We start from the raw sequence: 19,655 nt of genomic DNA on the forward strand, positions 1-19,655 counted from the left end.
ATTGTAGGCTGGGTTTTTAACCCAGCATCTAGCTTTTGCAAAGTTTAAAACTGGATTAAAAACCCAGCCTACGCAAAAACTCTAAATAGTATCATTCTCAAGATTCAAAAGCCTCGATAGCTTCATGTTGTCGAGGCTTTTTACTGTCTGTTATTTATAAAATACTCTTCTACACCACCTCTCCGCAAACAAAACCACTTGCCCAAGCCCACTGAAAGTTATAACCGCCAAGCCAGCCTGTGACATCGAGCACTTCCCCGATAAAGTACAGATCCTCTTGCAATCGGCTTTGCATGGTCTTTGATGAGACCTCATCGGTTTTGATGCCGCCACGTGTGGCCTCAGCAGTACGATAACCTTCAGTGCCTGAAGGTTTAAGCTGCCAGCTATTGATTGCATTACCGATTGCGCTTAGACGTTCATCTCTGATATTGGCAAGCTCAATGTCTTTGCTATCATCCCATAGCATAGATTGCAGGGCGACCAGTAGCTTTTTGGGTAAAGCGTTATTAGTATTGTCGCTTAAGACCGTACGGATAAGCTGCTTGGGATGAGAGGTTTTGTGCGCGAGGAGTAGGGCAGTGACATCGATATCAGGTAGCAGATTAATAGTGATATTCTCGCCCGTTTCCCAGTAGTTGGAGAGCTGGAGCATGGCAGGACCAGACAGGCCGCGGTGAGTGAACAGTAGCGGCAACTTAAATGAGGTACGCTCATTGCTCGCCACTACGGGCAAGCTAATACCTGCCAAAGCCCGAATCAGCTCGCCTGTTTTATCCGTAAAGGTAAAGGGTACGAGGCTGGCATCAGTGTGAATCAGCGTATGCCCAAATTGCTGCGCCAGCTCATAGCCGAGACCGCTTGCACCCATCGTCGGAATAGATAGACCGCCTGTTGCTACCACTAGTGAGGCACAGCTATATGTATGGCTTGAGGGTTTTACATCGTTTGCGACATCTTTTTTACTGAGTTTTTTACGGGTCATTAGCACAAAGTTGTTAGGTGTGTCATCGATGACAGTCACCTTATCGATTTGTGTATTGATACGTATTTGTACGCCTACCGCCGCACATTCATCTAGCAGCATAGTGACGATATCTTGCGCAGAATTATCACAAAACAGCTGACCGTGCTCACGTTCGTGATAGGCGATATTGTGCGCCTCAACCATAGCGATGAACTCCCAGCTAGGATAACGGCTCAGTGCTGACTTGCAAAAATGCGGGTTGTCACTGACAAAATGCTCAGGCTCAACGAAGTAATTGGTAAAGTTGCAACGACCGCCGCCCGACATAAGGATTTTTTTGCCGACTTTATTGGCGTGATCAAGCACCAGCACGCGGCGACCTCTACGACCTGCGGTCAACGCGCAGTACAAGCCTGAAGCGCCAGCGCCAATGATGATGACATCGAATTGGTTATCTGACTTGGCTATTGGCGTTTGGCTTGGCATTTGACTCATGGTGGCAACTTTTAGAATAGGATTAGATAAAGGGTCAAATTATATCATGGTAAGTCATGAGACGTTTAGGCGCGCCTGCTCGCTTATTTCAAGATAAATGCGCTTTATGAAAGATTTAAACAAGCTTTCTCTACTAATGTCATGTTAATGAATAACCCCACCAAATAAACCGATATTCTTTATAGACATCAATAATGAGTTGCTATAGAGTGAAAGTCCTAAGATTATTTGTTACTAGTATTTTAGGTGCTAGCTTGCTGATATCTAAATAATTTTAACTTAAAGAAAATGATATTCTTTAAGAGCACAATCAGAAAGCAGCCTATTTAAATGGCTACTTTAAACAGGGTCACGGATGACAATGTTAAGACAAAAGGGACTTTATGGATATCCTACAACTGCTCATTAGCGGGATTGCTAATGGTTGTATCTATGGGCTATTGGCGCTAGGTTTTGTATTGATTTACAAAGCTTCAGAAGCGGTAAATTTCGCTCAAGGCGATATGCTCATGCTCGGTGCCTTTTTAGGCATATCCTTTATTAATACTGATCAAGCTAACCTTCCTTTCTTATTGGGTATTACCTTTGCTGCCGTTATTATGGGCGCATTTGGTTACTTACTCGATCGCTTTGTACTGCGTGGTATCTTTGGTCAGCCGCAATTTGCTATGGTAATCCTGACCATCTCGCTTGGCTTTTTGATGCGCTTTGTCGCCGGTGTCATCTGGGGACATAGCCCCGTTTCTCTACAGACGCCGTTTTCAGGCCAGATGATAGCACTCGGCTCGCTAAGTATCGCTTACGTCGATATCATCATCATCATATCCACCATTGCGTTAACCTCCGTTTTATACTTCTTTTTTGCTCATACCCGCCTCGGCATTGCTATGCAGGCGAGTAGTCAAAATCAGATGGCCGCCTACTATATGGGTATTCCGGTTAAGCGGGTCAATGGTATCGTTTGGGCATTGTCAGGCGTTGTCGCCGCCCTTGCTGGTATATTGTTTGCGGCAAAAGGCGCTATCGAGCCCTCAGTTGGTTTGCTATTTGGTATCAAGGCCTTTGCCGCTGCGGTCATCGGCGGCTTAGGCTCCTTGCCTGGAGCTTTAGCTGGTGGATTATTAGTTGGGATTATAGAGCCCTTTGCAGGTCGCTATTTGCCGCTGGGTTTGAGTCAAATTGCGCCTTATGTGGTGATGCTTATTGTGTTAATCGTACGCCCGGGCGGTATTTTTTCTCAGGTCAAACAGAAAAAAGTATAGACGCGTTGAGTCAAGGATGACTAAAACATTTCAAGGATGAATACTGCCAATGAAATCCCAGTTTAAACACAGTTACGATCAAGATATCAATATCTTTGAGGATAAAAGCCAGCTTATAAAATATGGTTTGCTGCTTTTGCTCCTGTTAATGGCACCTTGGTTACTTAGTAACTATTACATCAGCGAGCTGAGCGCCATATTGATCTGGTCTATCACAGGTCTTGGTCTGATGCTGTTGACGGGACATACAGGACAGGTCAGCTTAGGTCACGCCGCCTTTATGGCGATAGGGGCATTTAGTCATATGGCGCTAATGGCACGGGGCTGGAATTTTTTCCCCGCTTTGGTTGCCTGCGCGCTCATCACTGGGGTTATCGGCGCCATCATTGCCAGACCGATTCTGAGAACTAGCGGTATCTATTTGGCTATTGCAACCTTAGCGCTCAGTATTATCGTCGAGGATATTGCGATTGTAGCTGAGCCGATTACTGGCGGCATCTCTGGCACCTTTGCCTCTCCGATTAACCTCTTTGGCTACACCATCGATCGCTACATTACGCCAAAAGCTTTTTATTACTTGTGCCTTGTGCTTGTGATACTTGTGACCTTGGGATATATCAATTTGCTTAGAAGCGGTACGGGGCGCTCCTTTTTAGCCATTAGAGATAGCGAAGTCTCCGCCCGCGCGCTTGGCGTCAATGTACCGCAAGCCAAAACCCTTGCCTTTAGCATATCTTGCGCGATTACCGCTATCGGCGGCGCTATGTACGGGCATTTCGTGCAAGCGGTCAACTACGAGAGCTTTACGGTTATTATCTCTATCACCATACTATTACAGATCGTCATTGGCGGCCTAGGCTCTATACACGGGGCGTTTTTTGGTGCCGTCGTCGTGGTCTTATTACCGCAAGTCATTGCAATCTTAGGCGACGTTGTCGGTCAAAGCACAGGCTCTAGCATCACTAGCATCCCTGGTGTCGACACCGCGCTTTTTGCTCTAGTTATCGTGATTATGATCATTTATGAGCCACGCGGCATATACGGTATGTGGATAAAAATACGGACTTGGTTTCAGCTATTTCCACTGTATCGAAAAGGTCTGTTTCGCCGTTCCAAAACTTATCTTAAAACGGAGCGTATGCGATGAGCTTATTACAAGTCGACTCCTTATCTATTGCCTTTGGCGGTGTAAAAGCTGTAGATAACATCAGCTTTGAGGTAAACGAGGGCGAGATATTCACGATTGTCGGCCCCAATGGCGCAGGCAAGTCAACGATTTTTAACTTAATTAGCCGTCTGTACGAGCCGCTCAGTGGTCGTATTACCTTTGATGGTACCGACATTACTAAGCTGCCTGCTCACGATATCGCCAAACTAGGTATCGCCCGTACGTTTCAAAACATTGAATTGTTTGATCATTCAAGCGTGCTACAAAACTTGCTCATCGGTCGCCATTCTCAGCGCAATACCTCGTGGATACAAGATTTGTTGTTTTTACCAAAGGTGCGCCGTAGTGAGCGCGAGCATCGATTGCATGTCGAGAGGATCATCGATTTTTTAGAGTTAGCCCCTTATCGGGATAAGCTGATTGCAGGCTTGCCCTATGGTATTAGAAAGGTTGTCGAGATTGCGCGCGCATTAGCGGCGAACCCCAAGCTTATTTTGCTCGATGAGCCCGCCTCTGGTCTCAGCGTCGAGGAGACATCTGAGATGGCGTGGTGGATTGAGGATATGCAAAAGGATCTTGGTCTAACGATCCTAATGGTAGAGCATGACATGAGCCTAGTAAATCGGGTATCAGATCGAGTATTGGCAGTGGCTGAAGGTAAGTTTTTGGCGCAAGGGTCCGCCGCCGATGTACAAGCCAATCCACAAGTTATCGAGGCCTATCTAGGTCAGGAGGGTGCGTGATGTCAACGATTAAAAAGCCGCTATCGTCTGCCGCACCTGCAACCCAGATGAATTTGGTCGACTCTGAGATCAAAAACAACGTGTTAGAGGTGCGTAATTTAGAGTCCGCTTATGGTCCGGTCATGGCGCTGCGAGGCGTGAGTTTGGAGGTGCCAGAAGGCAAAGTCGTCACCATTTTAGGCGCTAATGGCGCAGGCAAAACGACCCTGATGAAAACTGTCTCTGGTGTCATCAATCCCCGTAAAGGCGCAGTATGGTTCCACGGTGAGCGTATCGATGGTATCGAGCCTGATCGCTTGGTCAAAAAGGGACTCTCGCACGTACCAGAAGGGCGCGAGGTATTTCCGTTCTTGAATGTCGCTGAGAACTTAGCGATGGGCGCTTATACGCGGCGCGATAAAGGTGAGATACAGCGTGATGTCGAGATGATATATGAGTACTTTCCTATACTCAAAGATCGGCGCGCCCAAGCGGCTGGCACCATGTCAGGCGGTCAGCAGCAGATGCTCGCTATCGGGCGCGGGCTGATGTCACGGCCCTCTCTTATGCTCCTTGATGAGCCCTCTCTTGGACTCTCGCCACTACTGGTGCAAGAGATATTTACGATTATTCGCAGACTTAATAAAGAGCAAGGCGTGACCATTTTACTCGTTGAGCAAAACGCAAGGGTAGCCTTGGCAGCAGCGGATTACGGCTATGTGCTTGAGACCGGGCGTATCGTTATGGCAGGCTCAGCGGACCAATTGATGCACTCTGATGATATTAAAGAGTTCTATTTGGGACAAACCAAAGACAACACTGCGACAGCCACTCGCTGGAAACGCAAAAAGACTTGGCGATAAGACATGACTACTTCTATTGATACTAATGTTAATGCTAAACGCGATTCTTCGTCTTCTACTACGGCGGTCACTACGATCGCACCTAACTACAGCACCGCGTCTCACGATCAGCCCCGTCATTTATCTGACCAAAACAGCAGTCATGATACTCATAAAAAAATACGTAATGCCCCGTACAATCATGAGCCGCAAATCCTAGAAGGCTGCGATACGTTAAGCAAACTGTGGCGACAAGTGTGCCTCGCGCGGGGCGACAAGATTGCGCATCGCGAAAAAGCCTTTGGCATCTGGCAAAGTCACAGCTGGACTGATTATTATCAGCGCAGCTGCGATATCGGCATGGCGCTCGTCGAGCTTGGCCTAAGTAAAGGCGACACTGTCTCTATACTAAGTGAAGATAACAAGGAATGGCTCTATTGTGATATGGGTGTCTGCGCGGTGGGCGCCATACCCAACGGCGTCTACACCACAGACAGTCCCGAGCAGCTCGCTTATATATTAAAGGATAGTCATTCTAAGTTTTTGATCGCCGAGAACGATGAGCAATTGCATAAATTTTTGGAAATTCGTGAGCAGACGCCTCATGTCAAAAAGGTGATCGTCTTTGATAGCAAAGGTCTGCGTAGCCTAGACGATGATCAGGTGATATTTTTAGATGAGCTATATACTATCGGTCAAAACGTGGACAGTGCAATAGAGCGTTTTAGCGCTTATATTGATCAAGGAGACGCAAACGATGTCCGCACCCTTATCTATACCTCTGGTACCACAGGCGATCCAAAAGGCGCTATTCTCACCCACGCCAATATCCTCTTTGAGCTAAAAACCAGCATCGATACCCTGCCTATTTTGCCCACTGATGAGCAGCTGTGTTTTCTGCCCTTATGTCATGTGCTTGAGCGCCTCACCTCAGTAGATCTGCCTATTCATCGAGGCTGTATCGTCAACTTCGCTGAGAGCACTGAGACAGTATTTGAGAACATGAAAGAGGTCTCGCCCGATACCTTTACTGCCGTACCAAGGCTGTGGGAAAAGATGTATGCCTCCATCAGTAATATGCGTAGCGATGCCAGTGCATTGAACGGCTGGGCCTTCGATAAGGCTATAAAAGCTGGTCATGACTACGCGGATATCACGATGGCAGGCAACACGCCGACAACGGGTCAACGCCTGCGTTATCAGTTTTGGGATAAGCTGGTGTTATACAAAATACGTGACCTGATAGGCATGAGTAATATCCGCCGCGCAACCACAGGGGCGGCGCCCATATCGCTCGATATTATCCGCTGGTTTCATGCCATAGGTGTGCCTATCTATGAAGGCTACGGCATGACGGAGAGCACAGGGGTAATATCGGTAAATACGCCTGAGGAGCAAATGCCTGGCAGCGTAGGTAGAGCACTGCCAAATTCACAAGTGCGTATCGCAGACAATGGAGAGATACTCGTAAAGGGCGGTCACGTGTTTGCCGGCTACTGGAACAAGCCTGAAAAAACCGCTGAGGATATACGTGATGGCTGGCTTCATACAGGTGATGTTGGTGAGATAAGGGATGGCTATATATTTATCACAGGTCGTATCAAAGACATTATCATTACCGCAGGCGGCAAAAACGTCACGCCAGCCGCTATCGAGAGCAAACTTAAATTCTCGCCTTATATCTCAGACGCGGTCATCATTGGCGATAGACGCAAATATCTAAGCTGTTTGGTTATGATCGATCAAGAAAATGTCGAAAAGTTTGCGCAAGACAATCAGGTCATGTTCTCAGATTTTCGTTCGCTGTGTCATGCGCCAGAAGTTATCGCCTTAATAGATGAGGTGATTCAAGACACCAATAAGACACTAGCGCAAGTGGAGACGATCAAGCATTTTCGCCTTATCGATGTGCTGCTCAGTCCTGAGGATGATGAATTAACAGCAACTATGAAACTCAAAAGAAATCTCGTTGAGAAAAAACACCGCGCGCTTATCGATTCTATGTACTAGTTTAGATTTTTTGCACAAACGGCAGTATCAAAAGTGAACACTAACAGCGACTTAAGTCGCAAGGAGAGAGGCAATGAAATGGACATTCAAGACCACGCTACTAGCACTATCTGTCGGTACGATAGGGCTGGTCGGCTGTAGCAATTCAGAGACGCCAGCGGCGAGCGGCACAGATACTGAAACCGCTGCTACTAAGAGTGACGTACCTGTACAAGGCGTAACGGATACTGAGATCCTCCTTGGTAGTGCTAATGACCTATCAGGTCCGTTTGCAGGATTTGGTAATCCTGCAGTAGCAGGCGCTAATATGTACTTTGATGAAGTCAATGCAGCAGGCGGCGTCAACGGTCGCATGATTCGCTACATCGTCGAAGATCACTCTTATCAAGTACCAAAAGCGGTACAGTCTGCCAATAAGCTTGTGAGCCGTGATAAAGTATTTGCCATGCTAATGTCGCTAGGTACCCCGCACAACTTAGCGAGTTTCCCTATTATGGATCGCGCCAATGTCCCTAGTGTCATGCCGCTCACCTTTGCGCGCGCTATGCAAGAAGAGGGCGATTTTGATCGTCGTTATACCTCTGGTAGTACTTATTATGACTCCATAAAATTAGGCATGGAGTACCTGATTGCCGAAAATAATATGAGCAATATATGCGTCATGTATATCCCTTCAGATTATGGTGAAGAGACTAATGAGGCGGCCAAAGATATCACTGACAACAATCCTAATGTTACCTTAGTAATGGCAAGCTCGCATCGTCCAGATGAGACAGACTTTGCAGGAGCAATCGCTAAGCTAAAAGAAGCAGATTGTGATCTTGTCGCATTGTCTCTCACCATTCGCGGCGCTATCACCGCAGTCGGTACCGCAAACGCTATGGGCTGGACTGATGTCAAGTTTGTCGCACCTGTCACAGGCTTTCATCCCGCCGTTGCCGATGCTCCAGGCGGCGCTAGTGAAGGGCTATATGCCGTATCGTACTACAATGATTTGGCGCTAAGAGCGAACGAGCCTGAGACCAAAGCTTTTGTCGATAAGTACAAAGCAGCAACCGGTGAGGATGTATCAGCAGGCGCTATTCTTGGTTATCTTTCAGCTAAAGTAACTGTTGAAGGTCTAAAAGCTGCAGGCAAAGATTTAAATGCCGATACCTTTAACACTGGTATGGAGACCGTCAGCTTCGTAGATGGGGTAACAGGATCGACAGTCGCTATTTCGCCTGAGAGCCATGTCGCGATCAACGATATTTACTTATCGCAAGTACAAAACGGCGCATGGAAAACCGTAACTCAGCTTAAGTAGTTTGCTACGTCTTCCGATTTTGTAACCAACAAGCCATACACCCGTATGGCTTGTTTTACTTTTGGGCCTTAGTTTTGACAAGTTATAGCTTAATAACTACTCAAAAAACGCTCAGTAATAGCTATCGATACAATGCCTTATTTTGTAGCTGTACAGATTTTAATGTTATAAGTGTACAATTGTAAATTGAAATTGTTGTCATTCGTAGTCAACACCTTGCAACGAATCCGCTTATTTGCCAAACTGCTATGAGGCGTCATGATATATAGCGCCCTATAATACTGTCAAAGGAAGATGACCATGACTCAAGAATCATTCCCTGTACCAGCAGAGTTTGCTGCTACTGCCAACACCTCACCTAAGCAGTATGCTGATGACTACAAGATGTCGGTGGCCTCAACCGATGACACTGATGCTTTTTGGGCCAAGCGCGCCCAGAGGATTGACTGGATTAAAGCGCCGACTATCATTAGCGATGTCAGTTATGATCTAGACGATTTTCGTATCAAGTGGTTCGAGGATGGCACTCTCAATATCGCCGCTAATTGTCTAGATCGTCACCTCAAAGCCAATCCGCACAAGCCTGCGATTATCTGGGAAGGCAATCATCCCTCTCAGCACAAAATTATCTCCTTTAAAGAGCTGCATAACGAAGTATGCCGCTTAGGGAATGCCATGCGCAAAATGGGCATCGCTAAAGGCGACCGCGTCACCATCTATCTACCGATGATACCTGAAGCTATCGTCGCTATGCTGGCCTGCGCGCGTATTGGCGCGGTGCATTCGGTAGTGTTCGGCGGCTTCTCTGCTGAGAGCCTAGGCAATCGCATTGTCGATAGCCAGTCCAAACTCGTCATTACCGCGGACGAGGGCTTGCGCGGTGACAAGATTACCCCGCTCAAAGCCAATGTCGATCGCGCGCTCAATATGGAAGGTACAAGCTGCGTCAACCAAGTGGTCGTCGTCCACCGCACAGGCAATTCGGTACCGATGAGTGGTCGCCGTGACGTCTGGTATCATACCCTTATTAGTAGTGAAAATGAGCATTGCGAGCCTGAAGTTATGGATAGCGAGGATCCGTTGTTTATGCTCTATACCTCAGGCTCAACGGGCAAGCCAAAAGGTGTGCTACATACCACAGGCGGCTATATCACTTATGCGCTATCGACCTTTTGCGATGTGTTCGATATAAAAGACGATGACATCTATTGGTGTACTGCTGATGTTGGCTGGATTACAGGTCATACCTATAGCGTTTATGCGCCGCTTGCTAATGGCACAACGACCATGATGTTTGAGGGCGTCCCTGAATATCCCTCGTGGGCACGTATCGGTCAGATCATCGACAAGCATGATGTCAGCGTACTCTACACTGCGCCCACAGCTATACGCTCAATGATGAAAGAGGGTGACGCGTTCGTGCGAGAGTCGGATCGCTCAAGTTTGCGCCTGCTTGGCACCGTTGGCGAGCCGATCAACCCTGAGGCTTGGGACTGGTACTTTGAGGTGGTCGGGCAGGGGCGCTGTCCTATTGTCGATACGTGGTGGCAAACAGAAACGGGCGGTATTTTGCTCGCTCCGATACCGGGAACTACTGCGCTTAAGCCAGGCGCTGCGATGAATCCTCTTTATGGTATCGTGCCACAAGTGATCGATACCGATGATACGGTGTTAGATGGGCCTGCTGGTGGTAATCTGGTCATTAGTAACAGCTGGCCGGGGCAGATGCGCACTATTTACAATGATCATGAGCGGTTTTTAGAGACTTATTTTACCCAGTACCCAGGCTTTTATTTTACAGGGGATGGAGTATACCGCGATGAGGAAGATCATTATTGGATTACAGGCCGTGTCGACGATGTCCTCAAAGTCTCAGGGCACAGGCTGGGTACCGCCGAAGTTGAGAGTGCTATCGACTCGCACCCCTCGACCGTTGAAGCTGCAGTCGTTGGCATGCCGCACGATATTCGCGGCGTCGGAATAGCTGCTTTTGTTATCCTCAATATGGGTGAGGCAGCAAGCGATACGTTAAAAGCAGAACTCAACCGTCATGTGCGTATGGAGATTGGACCTATTGCCAACCTCGATGCTATCTACCTCGTCGATGCGCTGCCCAAGACTCGTTCAGGCAAAATCATGCGCCGCATCTTGCGCGACTTGGCCGCTGGACAGTATGTCGGACTTGGTGATTTATCAACGCTTGCGGACAGTACAGTTATCAATAGCATTATTGAGGTCGTCAAAGCAGAAGATAAAGTGCACCCGTGTTAGTGACGTTTAAGATTTTAACCAGCCATGTTACCAAAAGTAGCATGGCTTTTTGCTGCGCTATAAAATAGGCTTGTTATACTCTCTGCATCTTTTTTCTGCTGACAAGGCTTGTTATCACTATGACTCATTCTGCTGCATCTACTAATGATCAAAATAACCCTAAAATAGCCATCATCGGTGGCGGCCTGACAGGATTGTTTACGGCGACTTTGTTAGAGCGTGCGCTTGGTGACAATACGGTCAGCATTACTATCTTTGAAAAATCTCGTAGCGTCGGTCGCCTAGCGACTCGTTATCGTACAGGCAGTACACACAGTGATAAACAATGGCAGTGGGACTTTGGCGCGCAGTTCTTTACCGCCAAGTCAGCTGAGTTTTCACGCTTTATTGCGCCTTGGCTGGACTCAGGACTGTTGCAGCCTTGGCTTGCACAGGTTGTCAATACAACGCCTGCCAACAGCAAAGAGAGCGTGGCAAAAACTGAGGTCAAAGAGCAGTGGGATACCGACCATGCGCGCTATATCAGCACCCCAAAAATGACCAGTTGGGGCCGAGAGCTGGCCGATACATTGCAGCAGAGCACGATTGAATTCAAGACGCGTGTTGCACCATTAGCGCAGTACGCTCACTTGCAAACTGACAGCACTTTAACCAGCAAGCAGACTGAGATTTTTGATGAGAGTGGTGAGCGCTTAGGCGTGTTTGATTGGGTGATCTGCACCGCGCCCAACGTGCAAGCTTTTGAGCTGATGGCAGAGAGCGGCTTTAGTGAACTCTCACAAATAATGCAGCCTAAGATGCTAGCCTGTTATACCTTGATGCTTGGTTGGGATGATCTGGCGCATCTACCAAAGACAATTAGTGACAAGCCTGCGTGGGACGTGGCCTATGTGCAGGACTCTATATTAGATAGAATATTTATGGAACATCAAAAGCCTGGCCGCGAGGCGCTGCTACCGAGCATAACGATTCACGCCCGTAATGACTGGTCAGAGCAGCATGTTGATGAGGACATCGACACTATTAGAGCGCAGTTATTAGTCGCAGCGCAGCAAGCACTGAACTGGAATGACGATAGCGCTCCTAGTCAAATTGATTGTCATCGCTGGCGTTATGCGGCAACCGTGACCGACGAGGACAGCGAGCCGTTAGGGATATTAGTAGATAAGCAAAAGCAGTGGATTGTGAGTGGCGACTGGTGCCATAAAGGTAATATCGAGAGTGCTTATTTGATGGCGCAGCAGACAGTTAAAGTCATACTTCAGCATTAGCTTTTACATTTAAATCTATTATATTTAAATAAAGTATCACCTAAAAAAAAGCCTACAGATCACCATCTGTAGGCTGAGGAAAGCGTACTTATTTTACAAGGGTAAAAGTCCATGTCGCTTTTAATTATAATAGTGATATAGCTATTTATCTGACACTTATTACATCCCTTTACGCTTAGAGCAGTTTTGCTACAGTGTCACATATCGACATACTTTAAGCTCTCAGCTCTTGTTATATAAATTGTGCGTCTGCACACAGACCATGACGACCTTCGTGAAAAGTGCTAAGCTAGCAGCCATTATTAAGTTGTTATTTACTATGACCGAGAGCACCCCATTGCACACGCCGACGCCGCACCACCAAAAAAGTATCTTTAATCTGCCAAATAACCTGACCATCGCGCGTATCTTGATGATTCCGTTATTTGTAGCGATTGCCTACTGGCCACCTGCGATGGGCATAGGTATGCCTGCGATTTCAGACAATGTTATTGCCCGCGTCGGCATGAGTGAGTTTAGTGATAGTCTGCTCCGCCACTTACTATTAACAGGTGTCTTTATTATCGCGGCCATTACCGATTGGCTCGATGGCTATTTTGCCCGTAAGCTCAATGTCATGTCCGCTTTTGGACGCTTTTTAGATCCTGTCGCTGATAAGCTTATGGTCGCAGCAGCACTCATAATATTAGTGCAATGGCATCCCAATATCATCATGGCAATTGCCGCTATTGTTATTATATCGCGTGAGATTGCAGTGTCAGCGCTGCGAGAGTGGATGGCAGAGCTGGGTAATAGCACCAGCGTTGCTGTCTCCTATGTTGGCAAGCTTAAAACGACCTTTCAGATGGTGGCTATTACCGTATTGCTGCTCAATTGGGAGTCGCTTGAGACCATAGGTTACGTACTGATGATGGCAGCGGTGGTATTGACCTTGTGGTCGATGATGATTTATCTTAAAGCGGCTTGGCCTTATTTAAAGCAGAGCGGTTAGCTTTATACCTTTACAATAAAAAAACGCCAGTTGTCTATACGACTGGCGTTTTTGTTTTTAAAATTTATAGACTTACTCAACTGCTAGAGTATAACTTACAAGGCTATTGAGAAGTTCTCACCTAAACTTTTCTCTATAGCCGTATCAGTAGCTGCTGCCACTGCCATTTTGGCGGCGCTTGCAATAGCATTACCATTGGCCCAAAACTCAGCACCATGCGGAACAACCTTGATTAGTTGCACTTCTGGATCATCAATCCCTTTTTCAAAATAGGCATTGTAAGTGACTGACCAGAGCTCTTCTAACTTTTCTCGATCTTCTACCAGTTCTGCCTTGCCTGTGATCGAGAGATAGTTTTTGTCATCTTGACTGACGTAAGCTAAGTTCACCTGTGGGTTGTTATTGATATTATCGACCGTCTCTGATGGCTTGTGACCGATAAACCAAATCTCTTTGGCACCAATACTCGTCTCAGTGGTGTTCATTGGGCAAGAATGTAGATGATCCTCGTGGGTACGCGTGGTCATCATGGTGAATTTGATATCATTGACCATCGCCTGAATGGTATCCATTTGTTGTTGTTTACTCATAATAGTTATCCTTACTATTTACCGGTAAAAGTTTAAAATATAAAGTCACTAAAACTTTGACTCTGATATATAGCGTTTGTTTTAGCGACTATATCGATAGTTCACTATCAATATAACGAAATGTGCTGGTATAACGCTACGAGTCCTCTGTAATACGCTGTGATTGTTTGTAATTTTAAGCTGCTATTTACAATTGAGAAGACATCAAGTCTTAAAGCCTTAAGTCATAAAAAAACGCCAGCAAAATAAATTTACTGACGTTAAAGTGATGTGCTATCAGTTATATTACAAAGAGATATTGAACTGCTCACCCATGTCTTCCGCGGTTTTACCTTCTTGTAGCGCAGCTGATACCATTTTGAACATATTGACTGTAGAGCTACCACTTATCCAGCATTCAACGCCGTGTGGCACTACTTTAATCAGTTGTACTTCGTCATCATCAATACCTTGCTCAAACCATGCATTATAGACAGGTGACCATAGCTCTTCTAGCTTGGCTCTATCCGTTGGTAATTCAGCATTAGCGCTCACTGAGACGTAGTTTTTTTCGTCTTGCGTTGCATAAGACAAACCAACCTTTGGATTGTTTTGAATGTCTTTGACAACATCAGATGATTTATCACCAATGAACCAAATCTCCCTACCACCGATGCTGGTTTCGCTAGTAGTCATCGGCCAAGCATGAACATCACCTTTGCTATTAACGGTGCTCATCATGGCAAATTTTACGTCTTTAATCACGTCTTGTACTTTATCAATTTGCTCTTGCTTAGTCATAATATATCCTTATTAGATTAAAATTATTGTGGTTTTAAATGATTAACTGGTTGTAGAATAACGATAGAGGTGCCTGTAGTTATATAGGCTGCCCGTAATGCGATGTGAGCGTTTGTAAGCTGTATAAGGGTTAGGTAAAATTTGAGTGCGCTTATTACTCAAAACCAGCTCCGTTAATCAGCAAATTTTCTGGCTTTTACCTGATTATTACAAGGCTTCTTGTTATAATGCGCAGACCCTTGACTCTATATAGCAGCGCGTCTGCTATAGCCTATATCTTAGGAAACCTGCCTTTATGATGACTATCGCCGGACAGCCGTTTTTGACCGACTTTCAGACCCAGCAACTCATCACTCAATTTGCCCAAAAAACTGATCTCAATGTCACCCAAATCGATACTCAGCAAGTCTATGTGTTATCGCGTGAGCTAAACGCTGATGAGCACCAAAAGGCGCTGGATCTATTGGGTGTAAAAAGTGAGACGTCTTTTAATAGTGCAAAAGATCAGCAAATCCAAGTGGTTGTCAGTCCGCGTTTTGGGACGATATCGCCGTGGGCAAGTAAAGCGACGGATATCTTTAATAACTGCGAGCTTAAAATCAATCGTATTGAGCGCGTAATCGTTTATACGCTCACGCTAGAAGGCAGTGCTCAAAAGAAACTATCGAGCGCTGCTGAGCGTTTATTGTTTGATCGTATGACGCAAAGTTTGGTCTATGATTTGGCAAAAGTGAGCCAGCTGTTCGATGATGAACCACCAGCCACGCTCAATCATATCGATGTCATCGGACAAGGTCAGTCAGCGCTAGAGTCCGCTAATACCCAATTTGGCTTTGCGTTATCGAGTGAAGATATTGATTACTTGATGAATGCCTACGTCAATGAATTGGGGCGCAATCCTACCGACGTTGAGCTGATGATGTTTGCGCAGGCCAACTCTGAGCATTGCCGCCACAAAATCTTTAATGCTGAGTGGACCGTCGATGGCAAGGTAAAGCCCAAATCGCTGTTCCAAATGATTAAGAACACTTATCAGGCGAGTCCAGAAGGTATTTTGTCGGCCTATAAAGACAATGCAGCGGTAATGGCAGGGGCTGAGGGTATGCGTTTTTATCCTATTCCTACTGATCCTCAAGATCCTAATTCTGCGCATCCGTACGATTTTCATCAAGAAGCTATCGATATCCTGATGAAAGTCGAAACTCATAACCATCCCACGGCGATTGCTCCTTATGCGGGCGCAGCGACGGGGGCGGGCGGTGAGATTCGTGATGAAGGCGCAACGGGTCGCGGCGGCAAACCAAAAGCGGGTCTAACAGGCTTTCATGTCTCGCATCTGCACATTCCAGAGCTTGCCGAGAAGTGGGAGCAGTCTGGACAAGTTAGCACTCAGGGCTATGGTACGCCAGAGCGTATGGCCACCAGCCTTGAGATTATGACACAAGCACCACTGGGTTCAGCCAATTTCTCTAACGAGTTTGGTCGTCCGAACCTATGCGGTTATTTCCGTAGTTTCCAGCTTGATATGTCAGAGGCCAAAGACGGCAGCGAGATGCGCGGCTATCATAAGCCCATCATGCTGGCAGGTGGTTATGGCAATATCAAACGTAACCTCATTGAAAAAAATCCAATCCGCGAAGGGGATTTATTAATCGTCCTTGGCGGACCTGCCATGCAAATCGGTCTCGGCGGCGGCGCGGCATCATCAGTCGATAGTGGCGCACTTGACGAAGGCTTAGACTTTGCCTCCGTGCAGCGTGATAACGCCGAGATGGAACGCCGCTGTCAAGAAGTCATCGATCGCTGCTGGTCCCTCGCTGGTAATGATATTGAAATTAGCAATGATAGCGCTGACGGCAATCCAATCGTCTCACTACATGATGTCGGTGCCGGTGGACTGTCTAACGCGATGCCAGAGCTAGTCAACGATCATGAGATGGGCGCAGTGCTCAATCTACGTCATATTCCGTCATTAGAAGCTGGCATGTCGCCAATGGCCATCTGGTCAAATGAAGCGCAAGAGCGTTATGTGCTGGCGATTCGCCCAGAGAGTAAAGCGCAGTTTGACGCGATATGCACACGCGAGCGATGTCCGTATGCGATATTAGGCACGGCGACTAGAGTGCGTCAGCTAGCAGTCAATGATGAATTGCTCGATGATCAGCCGGTCGATATGCCGATGCAAGTCTTGCTTGGTGGTACACCAAAGATGCAGCGCAGTTTTGAGGTGCAAGCAAACCAGTTGCCACCGCTTGAGCTCAATAATTTTGATTTAGCCCAGTCTATTAAAGACGTGCTGCGTCATCCGACTGTCGCCAGCAAGTCGTTTTTGATTAGCATTGGTGATCGCTCAATCACAGGTATGGTGGTGCGCGATCAGTATGTTGGTCGTTATCAAGTACCTGTCGCCGATTGCGCAGTGACGGCATCGGGCCTCATCGCGCTTGATGGTCAAGTCATGACAGGAGAGGCGATGAGTATTGGCGAGCGTACGCCCGTTGCACTCATTGATCCCAAAGCCTCGGCGAGATTAGCCGTTGGTGAAGCCATTACTAATATCGCAGGCGCGCGTATCGCTCAGCTATCTGATATCACTATGTCAGCGAACTGGATGGCGGCATGCGGCGATGACGCGGAAGATGCGGCGTTGTTTGATGCGGTCTATACCGTTGGTGAAGAGCTGTGCCCTGCTTTGGGGATTGCTATTCCCGTCGGTAAAGACTCGCTATCGATGCGTGCTAACTGGACGGATGATAGCGATGCTAAGCAGGATAGCCAAGACAAATCTGTCGTCTCACCTATGAGTCTGGTGATTACCGCTTTTGCGCCTGTGGTTGATGTGGCAAAAACTTTGACGCCTGAGCTTATTAATGGTGATAGCGCGTTTTATCGTCTTGACTTATCCAAAGGTAAATTGCGTCTTGGCGGCTCAATCCTCGCGCAAACGCACAGCCAAATTGGCAATGACTGTCCTGATCTCGATAAGCCAAGCGACTTGGTTGATTTCTTTAACTTTATTCAAGCGGGCAACGCGCAAGACGTCATTAGCGCCTATCACGATATCGGTGATGGTGGACTACTCGCCACTATTGCTGAGATGCAATTTACTAGTCGCCAAGGTATCAAGCTGTCATTGACTGATGATAACTTATTAGGTCAACTGTTTAGCGAAGAGCTGGGCGCAGTGATTCAAGTCATGCCAGAAAACGTCGCGGCTTTGATGCAACTGGCAGAAGAATTTAATGTCAGCGATATGCTAAGCCTCGTCGGTCAAAGCACTGAGGAAGATAGCCTCATTATCCAAACGCCGCTACATCAAGGTGATAAAACCCTCAGCTTTAGCCGCAGTGAGCTGCAGCAAGAGTGGAGTCAGGTCAGCTATCAAATCGCCCGCCGTCGTGACAATCCTGACTGCGTGCAACAAGAATATGACTTGATTGCCGATACTAATCATAAAGGCCTTATCGCAGCGCCAAACTTTGATCTGAATCAAAAGGTCGAAGAACCCTATCTAAACAGTCGTGAAGAAAAACCAAAAGTCGCTATCCTGCGCGAGCAAGGCGTCAACGGTCAGACCGAGATGGCAGCAGGCTTTACTCGAGCGGGTTTTGAGGCGGTCGATGTGCACATGAGCGATTTACTTGAAGGCCGTATCAATTTGCGCGACTTTGATGGTCTGGTCGCTTGTGGCGGCTTTAGTTACGGTGATGTCCTCGGCGCAGGTTCAGGTTGGGCCAACTCTATCTTGTTCCATGACGAATTGCGCATGCAGTTTGTACGCTTCTTTGCCCGTCCTAATACCTTTAGCTTAGGTGTCTGTAACGGCTGTCAGATGATGGCGCAATTGAAAGACTTGATCCCAGGCGCAGAGAACTTCCCACGCTTCATCGCTAACAAATCGGCACGATTTGAAGCGCGTACGGTCAATGTCAAAGTCGAGCGCACCAAGTCTATCCTGTTCAAAGGCATGCAAGACAGCATCTTACCTATCGCTGTGGCGCATGGTGAGGGTTTTGCCACCCTTAACGCTACTGAGATCGATGGTATGGCAAAACACGGTCAGCTGGCGATGCGCTATGTCGATAGCCAAGGTCATCCAACCGAGACTTATCCGCTCAATCCAAACGGTTCAGTCGGCGGTGTCACGGGTCTATGTAGCACTGACGGCCGCGTCACTATTATGATGCCGCACCCTGAGCGTAACCTAAAAGCCTATAATCACAGCTGGAAACCTGAGCAGTGGATCGAGGACGGTGCATGGATGCGTATGTTCCGTAACGCAAGGGCTTGGTTGCGCTAGGAAAACTTGAATTAATCTTAGATAATAAAAAAGGTGGGCTTAAAGCTCACCTTTTTTTGTTTGAGACTTTAAGATATTGAAAATATCAGCTTAATTTTATCATCAAGAAATTTTGAGTAGGTTGGCGTGGAGCTTGCGACACCCAACGTTTTTTTTAGAGCTAATCCTGCTTTTCGCTACTATCTTAGCTGTCTACTGGGGCGGTGACTAAGGTGAGAGGCGTTCCAACATTCGAGCGACCACCTCTAACCAAGTCACCGCAACCCAGTAGTCATCTAAGTATATCCACTGCAATCAAGGCTAGCGGTGACATCGTGTTCTTGCAACTATTTGTTGTGGTTCAAACGGATACCTTGAAGGATCGGCAGGGTAGGTCAGTGGAGCGTAACCCGCTGTTGATATAGTAAGGTAATATAGAAGCTTGCTTAAAAAATCAGCCCAAAAAATTGAAGAGGTCTATAACCATGATTCATGAATTCTACGATGATCTATCGACGTCACTCAGTCAAGCATTAGTGATTGCTAAAAGGGAGGCTGAACCAAGCCGAAAGTTTAGTCATGACATACCTGATACCAAATCGATTCAAACCGAAACAGATATCTCACAACAGAGGTAGCGATAGTGCCAATGCGCTTGTTGGATAAGTGACCTATAATATTATTATTTAGTTACTAACATT

14 protein-coding genes are annotated in these 19,655 nt (G+C 46.9%); 11 read left to right on the forward strand and 3 right to left on the reverse strand.

The genetic code is table 11. The features are described 5' to 3' along the window. Window positions 1–169: 169 nt before the first annotated feature. Entirely contained in the window at window positions 170–1,462 is a 1,293-nt protein-coding gene (locus tag ACTXGE_RS01480; protein WP_443541148.1) for a BaiN/RdsA family NAD(P)/FAD-dependent oxidoreductase, read from the reverse strand. A gap of 383 nt (window positions 1,463–1,845) precedes the next feature. Between ACTXGE_RS01480 and ACTXGE_RS01485 the strand changes: the two genes are divergently transcribed. The 9 genes from ACTXGE_RS01485 to pgsA all read left to right on the forward strand — a co-directional run bounded on the left by ACTXGE_RS01485 (window position 1,846) and on the right by pgsA (window position 13,305). Beyond that, the gene (locus ACTXGE_RS01485) at window positions 1,846–2,724 is read left to right on the forward strand and encodes a branched-chain amino acid ABC transporter permease (protein ID WP_317199564.1); all 879 of its coding nucleotides are present in this window, start codon (window positions 1,846–1,848) and stop codon (window positions 2,722–2,724) included. Between the two features lie 49 nt (window positions 2,725–2,773). Next, window positions 2,774–3,871: a branched-chain amino acid ABC transporter permease gene (locus tag ACTXGE_RS01490; RefSeq protein WP_443541147.1), complete on the forward strand. Its 1,098-nt coding sequence runs from the start codon at window positions 2,774–2,776 to the stop codon at window positions 3,869–3,871. After that, the gene (locus tag ACTXGE_RS01495) at window positions 3,868–4,635 is read left to right on the forward strand and encodes an ABC transporter ATP-binding protein (protein ID WP_317199562.1); all 768 of its coding nucleotides are present in this window, start codon (window positions 3,868–3,870) and stop codon (window positions 4,633–4,635) included. Before ACTXGE_RS01490 ends, ACTXGE_RS01495 begins: the two co-directional genes overlap by 4 nt. Further along, complete coding sequence (locus tag ACTXGE_RS01500; protein ID WP_443541146.1) at window positions 4,635–5,477, forward strand: ABC transporter ATP-binding protein; 843 nt, start codon at window positions 4,635–4,637, stop codon at window positions 5,475–5,477. The genes ACTXGE_RS01495 and ACTXGE_RS01500 overlap by 1 nt, the downstream gene beginning before the upstream one ends. 3 nt (window positions 5,478–5,480) lie before the next feature. Next, the gene (locus tag ACTXGE_RS01505; protein WP_443541145.1) at window positions 5,481–7,466 is read left to right on the forward strand and encodes an AMP-dependent synthetase/ligase; all 1,986 of its coding nucleotides are present in this window, start codon (window positions 5,481–5,483) and stop codon (window positions 7,464–7,466) included. Window positions 7,467–7,539: 73 nt separating this feature from the next. Next, complete coding sequence (locus ACTXGE_RS01510) at window positions 7,540–8,772, forward strand: ABC transporter substrate-binding protein (protein ID WP_443541144.1); 1,233 nt, start codon at window positions 7,540–7,542, stop codon at window positions 8,770–8,772. Between the two features lie 300 nt (window positions 8,773–9,072). Then, window positions 9,073–11,043 (forward strand): acetate--CoA ligase, encoded by a 1,971-nt coding sequence (gene acs / locus ACTXGE_RS01515; RefSeq protein WP_443541143.1) that lies wholly within the window; start codon window positions 9,073–9,075, stop codon window positions 11,041–11,043. A 119-nt stretch (window positions 11,044–11,162) separates the two neighbouring features. After that, on the forward strand, window positions 11,163–12,314 hold the full coding sequence (locus ACTXGE_RS01520; RefSeq protein WP_443541142.1) for an NAD(P)/FAD-dependent oxidoreductase: 1,152 nt from the start codon (window positions 11,163–11,165) through the stop codon (window positions 12,312–12,314). 319 nt (window positions 12,315–12,633) lie between these two features. Beyond that, the gene (pgsA, locus tag ACTXGE_RS01525; protein WP_443541141.1) at window positions 12,634–13,305 is read left to right on the forward strand and encodes a CDP-diacylglycerol--glycerol-3-phosphate 3-phosphatidyltransferase; all 672 of its coding nucleotides are present in this window, start codon (window positions 12,634–12,636) and stop codon (window positions 13,303–13,305) included. A 95-nt stretch (window positions 13,306–13,400) separates the two neighbouring features. On the opposite strand, the gene ACTXGE_RS01530 is transcribed toward pgsA, so the two are convergent. Next, window positions 13,401–13,895 carry a pyridoxamine 5'-phosphate oxidase family protein gene (locus ACTXGE_RS01530; RefSeq protein ID WP_443541140.1) on the reverse strand — a complete coding sequence of 165 codons (495 nt, stop codon included), beginning with the start codon at window positions 13,893–13,895 and terminating at the stop codon, window positions 13,401–13,403. Between the two features lie 285 nt (window positions 13,896–14,180). After that, the gene (locus tag ACTXGE_RS01535; RefSeq protein WP_317199556.1) at window positions 14,181–14,675 is read right to left on the reverse strand and encodes a pyridoxamine 5'-phosphate oxidase family protein; all 495 of its coding nucleotides are present in this window, start codon (window positions 14,673–14,675) and stop codon (window positions 14,181–14,183) included. Window positions 14,676–14,970: 295 nt separating this feature from the next. On the opposite strand from ACTXGE_RS01535, the gene purL reads away from it, so the two are divergent. Both purL and ACTXGE_RS01545 read left to right on the forward strand, forming a co-directional pair. Then, the gene (gene purL, locus ACTXGE_RS01540; RefSeq protein WP_443541139.1) at window positions 14,971–18,975 is read left to right on the forward strand and encodes a phosphoribosylformylglycinamidine synthase; all 4,005 of its coding nucleotides are present in this window, start codon (window positions 14,971–14,973) and stop codon (window positions 18,973–18,975) included. A 464-nt stretch (window positions 18,976–19,439) separates the two neighbouring features. Further along, window positions 19,440–19,592, forward strand: a complete 153-nt coding sequence (locus ACTXGE_RS01545; RefSeq protein WP_435950122.1) for a hypothetical protein — start codon at window positions 19,440–19,442, stop codon at window positions 19,590–19,592. Window positions 19,593–19,655: the final 63 nt, after the last annotated feature.

The organism is Psychrobacter sp. T6-4 (genome assembly GCF_052258425.1).
Classification (GTDB): Bacteria; Pseudomonadota; Gammaproteobacteria; order Pseudomonadales; family Moraxellaceae; genus Psychrobacter.

Bases quoted from the DNA above. Each gene is read 5' to 3' on its own strand.
- ACTXGE_RS01480 (WP_443541148.1), bottom strand. From the start codon at position 1,462: ATGAGTCAAATGCCAAGCCAAACGCCAATAGCCAAGTCAGATAACCAA.
- ACTXGE_RS01485 (WP_317199564.1), top strand. From the start codon at position 1,846: ATGGATATCCTACAACTGCTCATTAGCGGGATTGCTAATGGTTGTATC.
- ACTXGE_RS01490 (WP_443541147.1), top strand. From the start codon at position 2,774: ATGAAATCCCAGTTTAAACACAGTTACGATCAAGATATCAATATCTTT.
- ACTXGE_RS01495 (WP_317199562.1), top strand. From the start codon at position 3,868: ATGAGCTTATTACAAGTCGACTCCTTATCTATTGCCTTTGGCGGTGTA.
- ACTXGE_RS01500 (WP_443541146.1), top strand. From the start codon at position 4,635: ATGTCAACGATTAAAAAGCCGCTATCGTCTGCCGCACCTGCAACCCAG.
- ACTXGE_RS01505 (WP_443541145.1), top strand. From the start codon at position 5,481: ATGACTACTTCTATTGATACTAATGTTAATGCTAAACGCGATTCTTCG.
- ACTXGE_RS01510 (WP_443541144.1), top strand. From the start codon at position 7,540: ATGAAATGGACATTCAAGACCACGCTACTAGCACTATCTGTCGGTACG.
- acs (WP_443541143.1), top strand. From the start codon at position 9,073: ATGACTCAAGAATCATTCCCTGTACCAGCAGAGTTTGCTGCTACTGCC.
- ACTXGE_RS01520 (WP_443541142.1), top strand. From the start codon at position 11,163: ATGACTCATTCTGCTGCATCTACTAATGATCAAAATAACCCTAAAATA.
- pgsA (WP_443541141.1), top strand. From the start codon at position 12,634: ATGACCGAGAGCACCCCATTGCACACGCCGACGCCGCACCACCAAAAA.
- ACTXGE_RS01530 (WP_443541140.1), bottom strand. From the start codon at position 13,895: ATGAGTAAACAACAACAAATGGATACCATTCAGGCGATGGTCAATGAT.
- ACTXGE_RS01535 (WP_317199556.1), bottom strand. From the start codon at position 14,675: ATGACTAAGCAAGAGCAAATTGATAAAGTACAAGACGTGATTAAAGAC.
- purL (WP_443541139.1), top strand. From the start codon at position 14,971: ATGATGACTATCGCCGGACAGCCGTTTTTGACCGACTTTCAGACCCAG.
- ACTXGE_RS01545 (WP_435950122.1), top strand. From the start codon at position 19,440: ATGATTCATGAATTCTACGATGATCTATCGACGTCACTCAGTCAAGCA.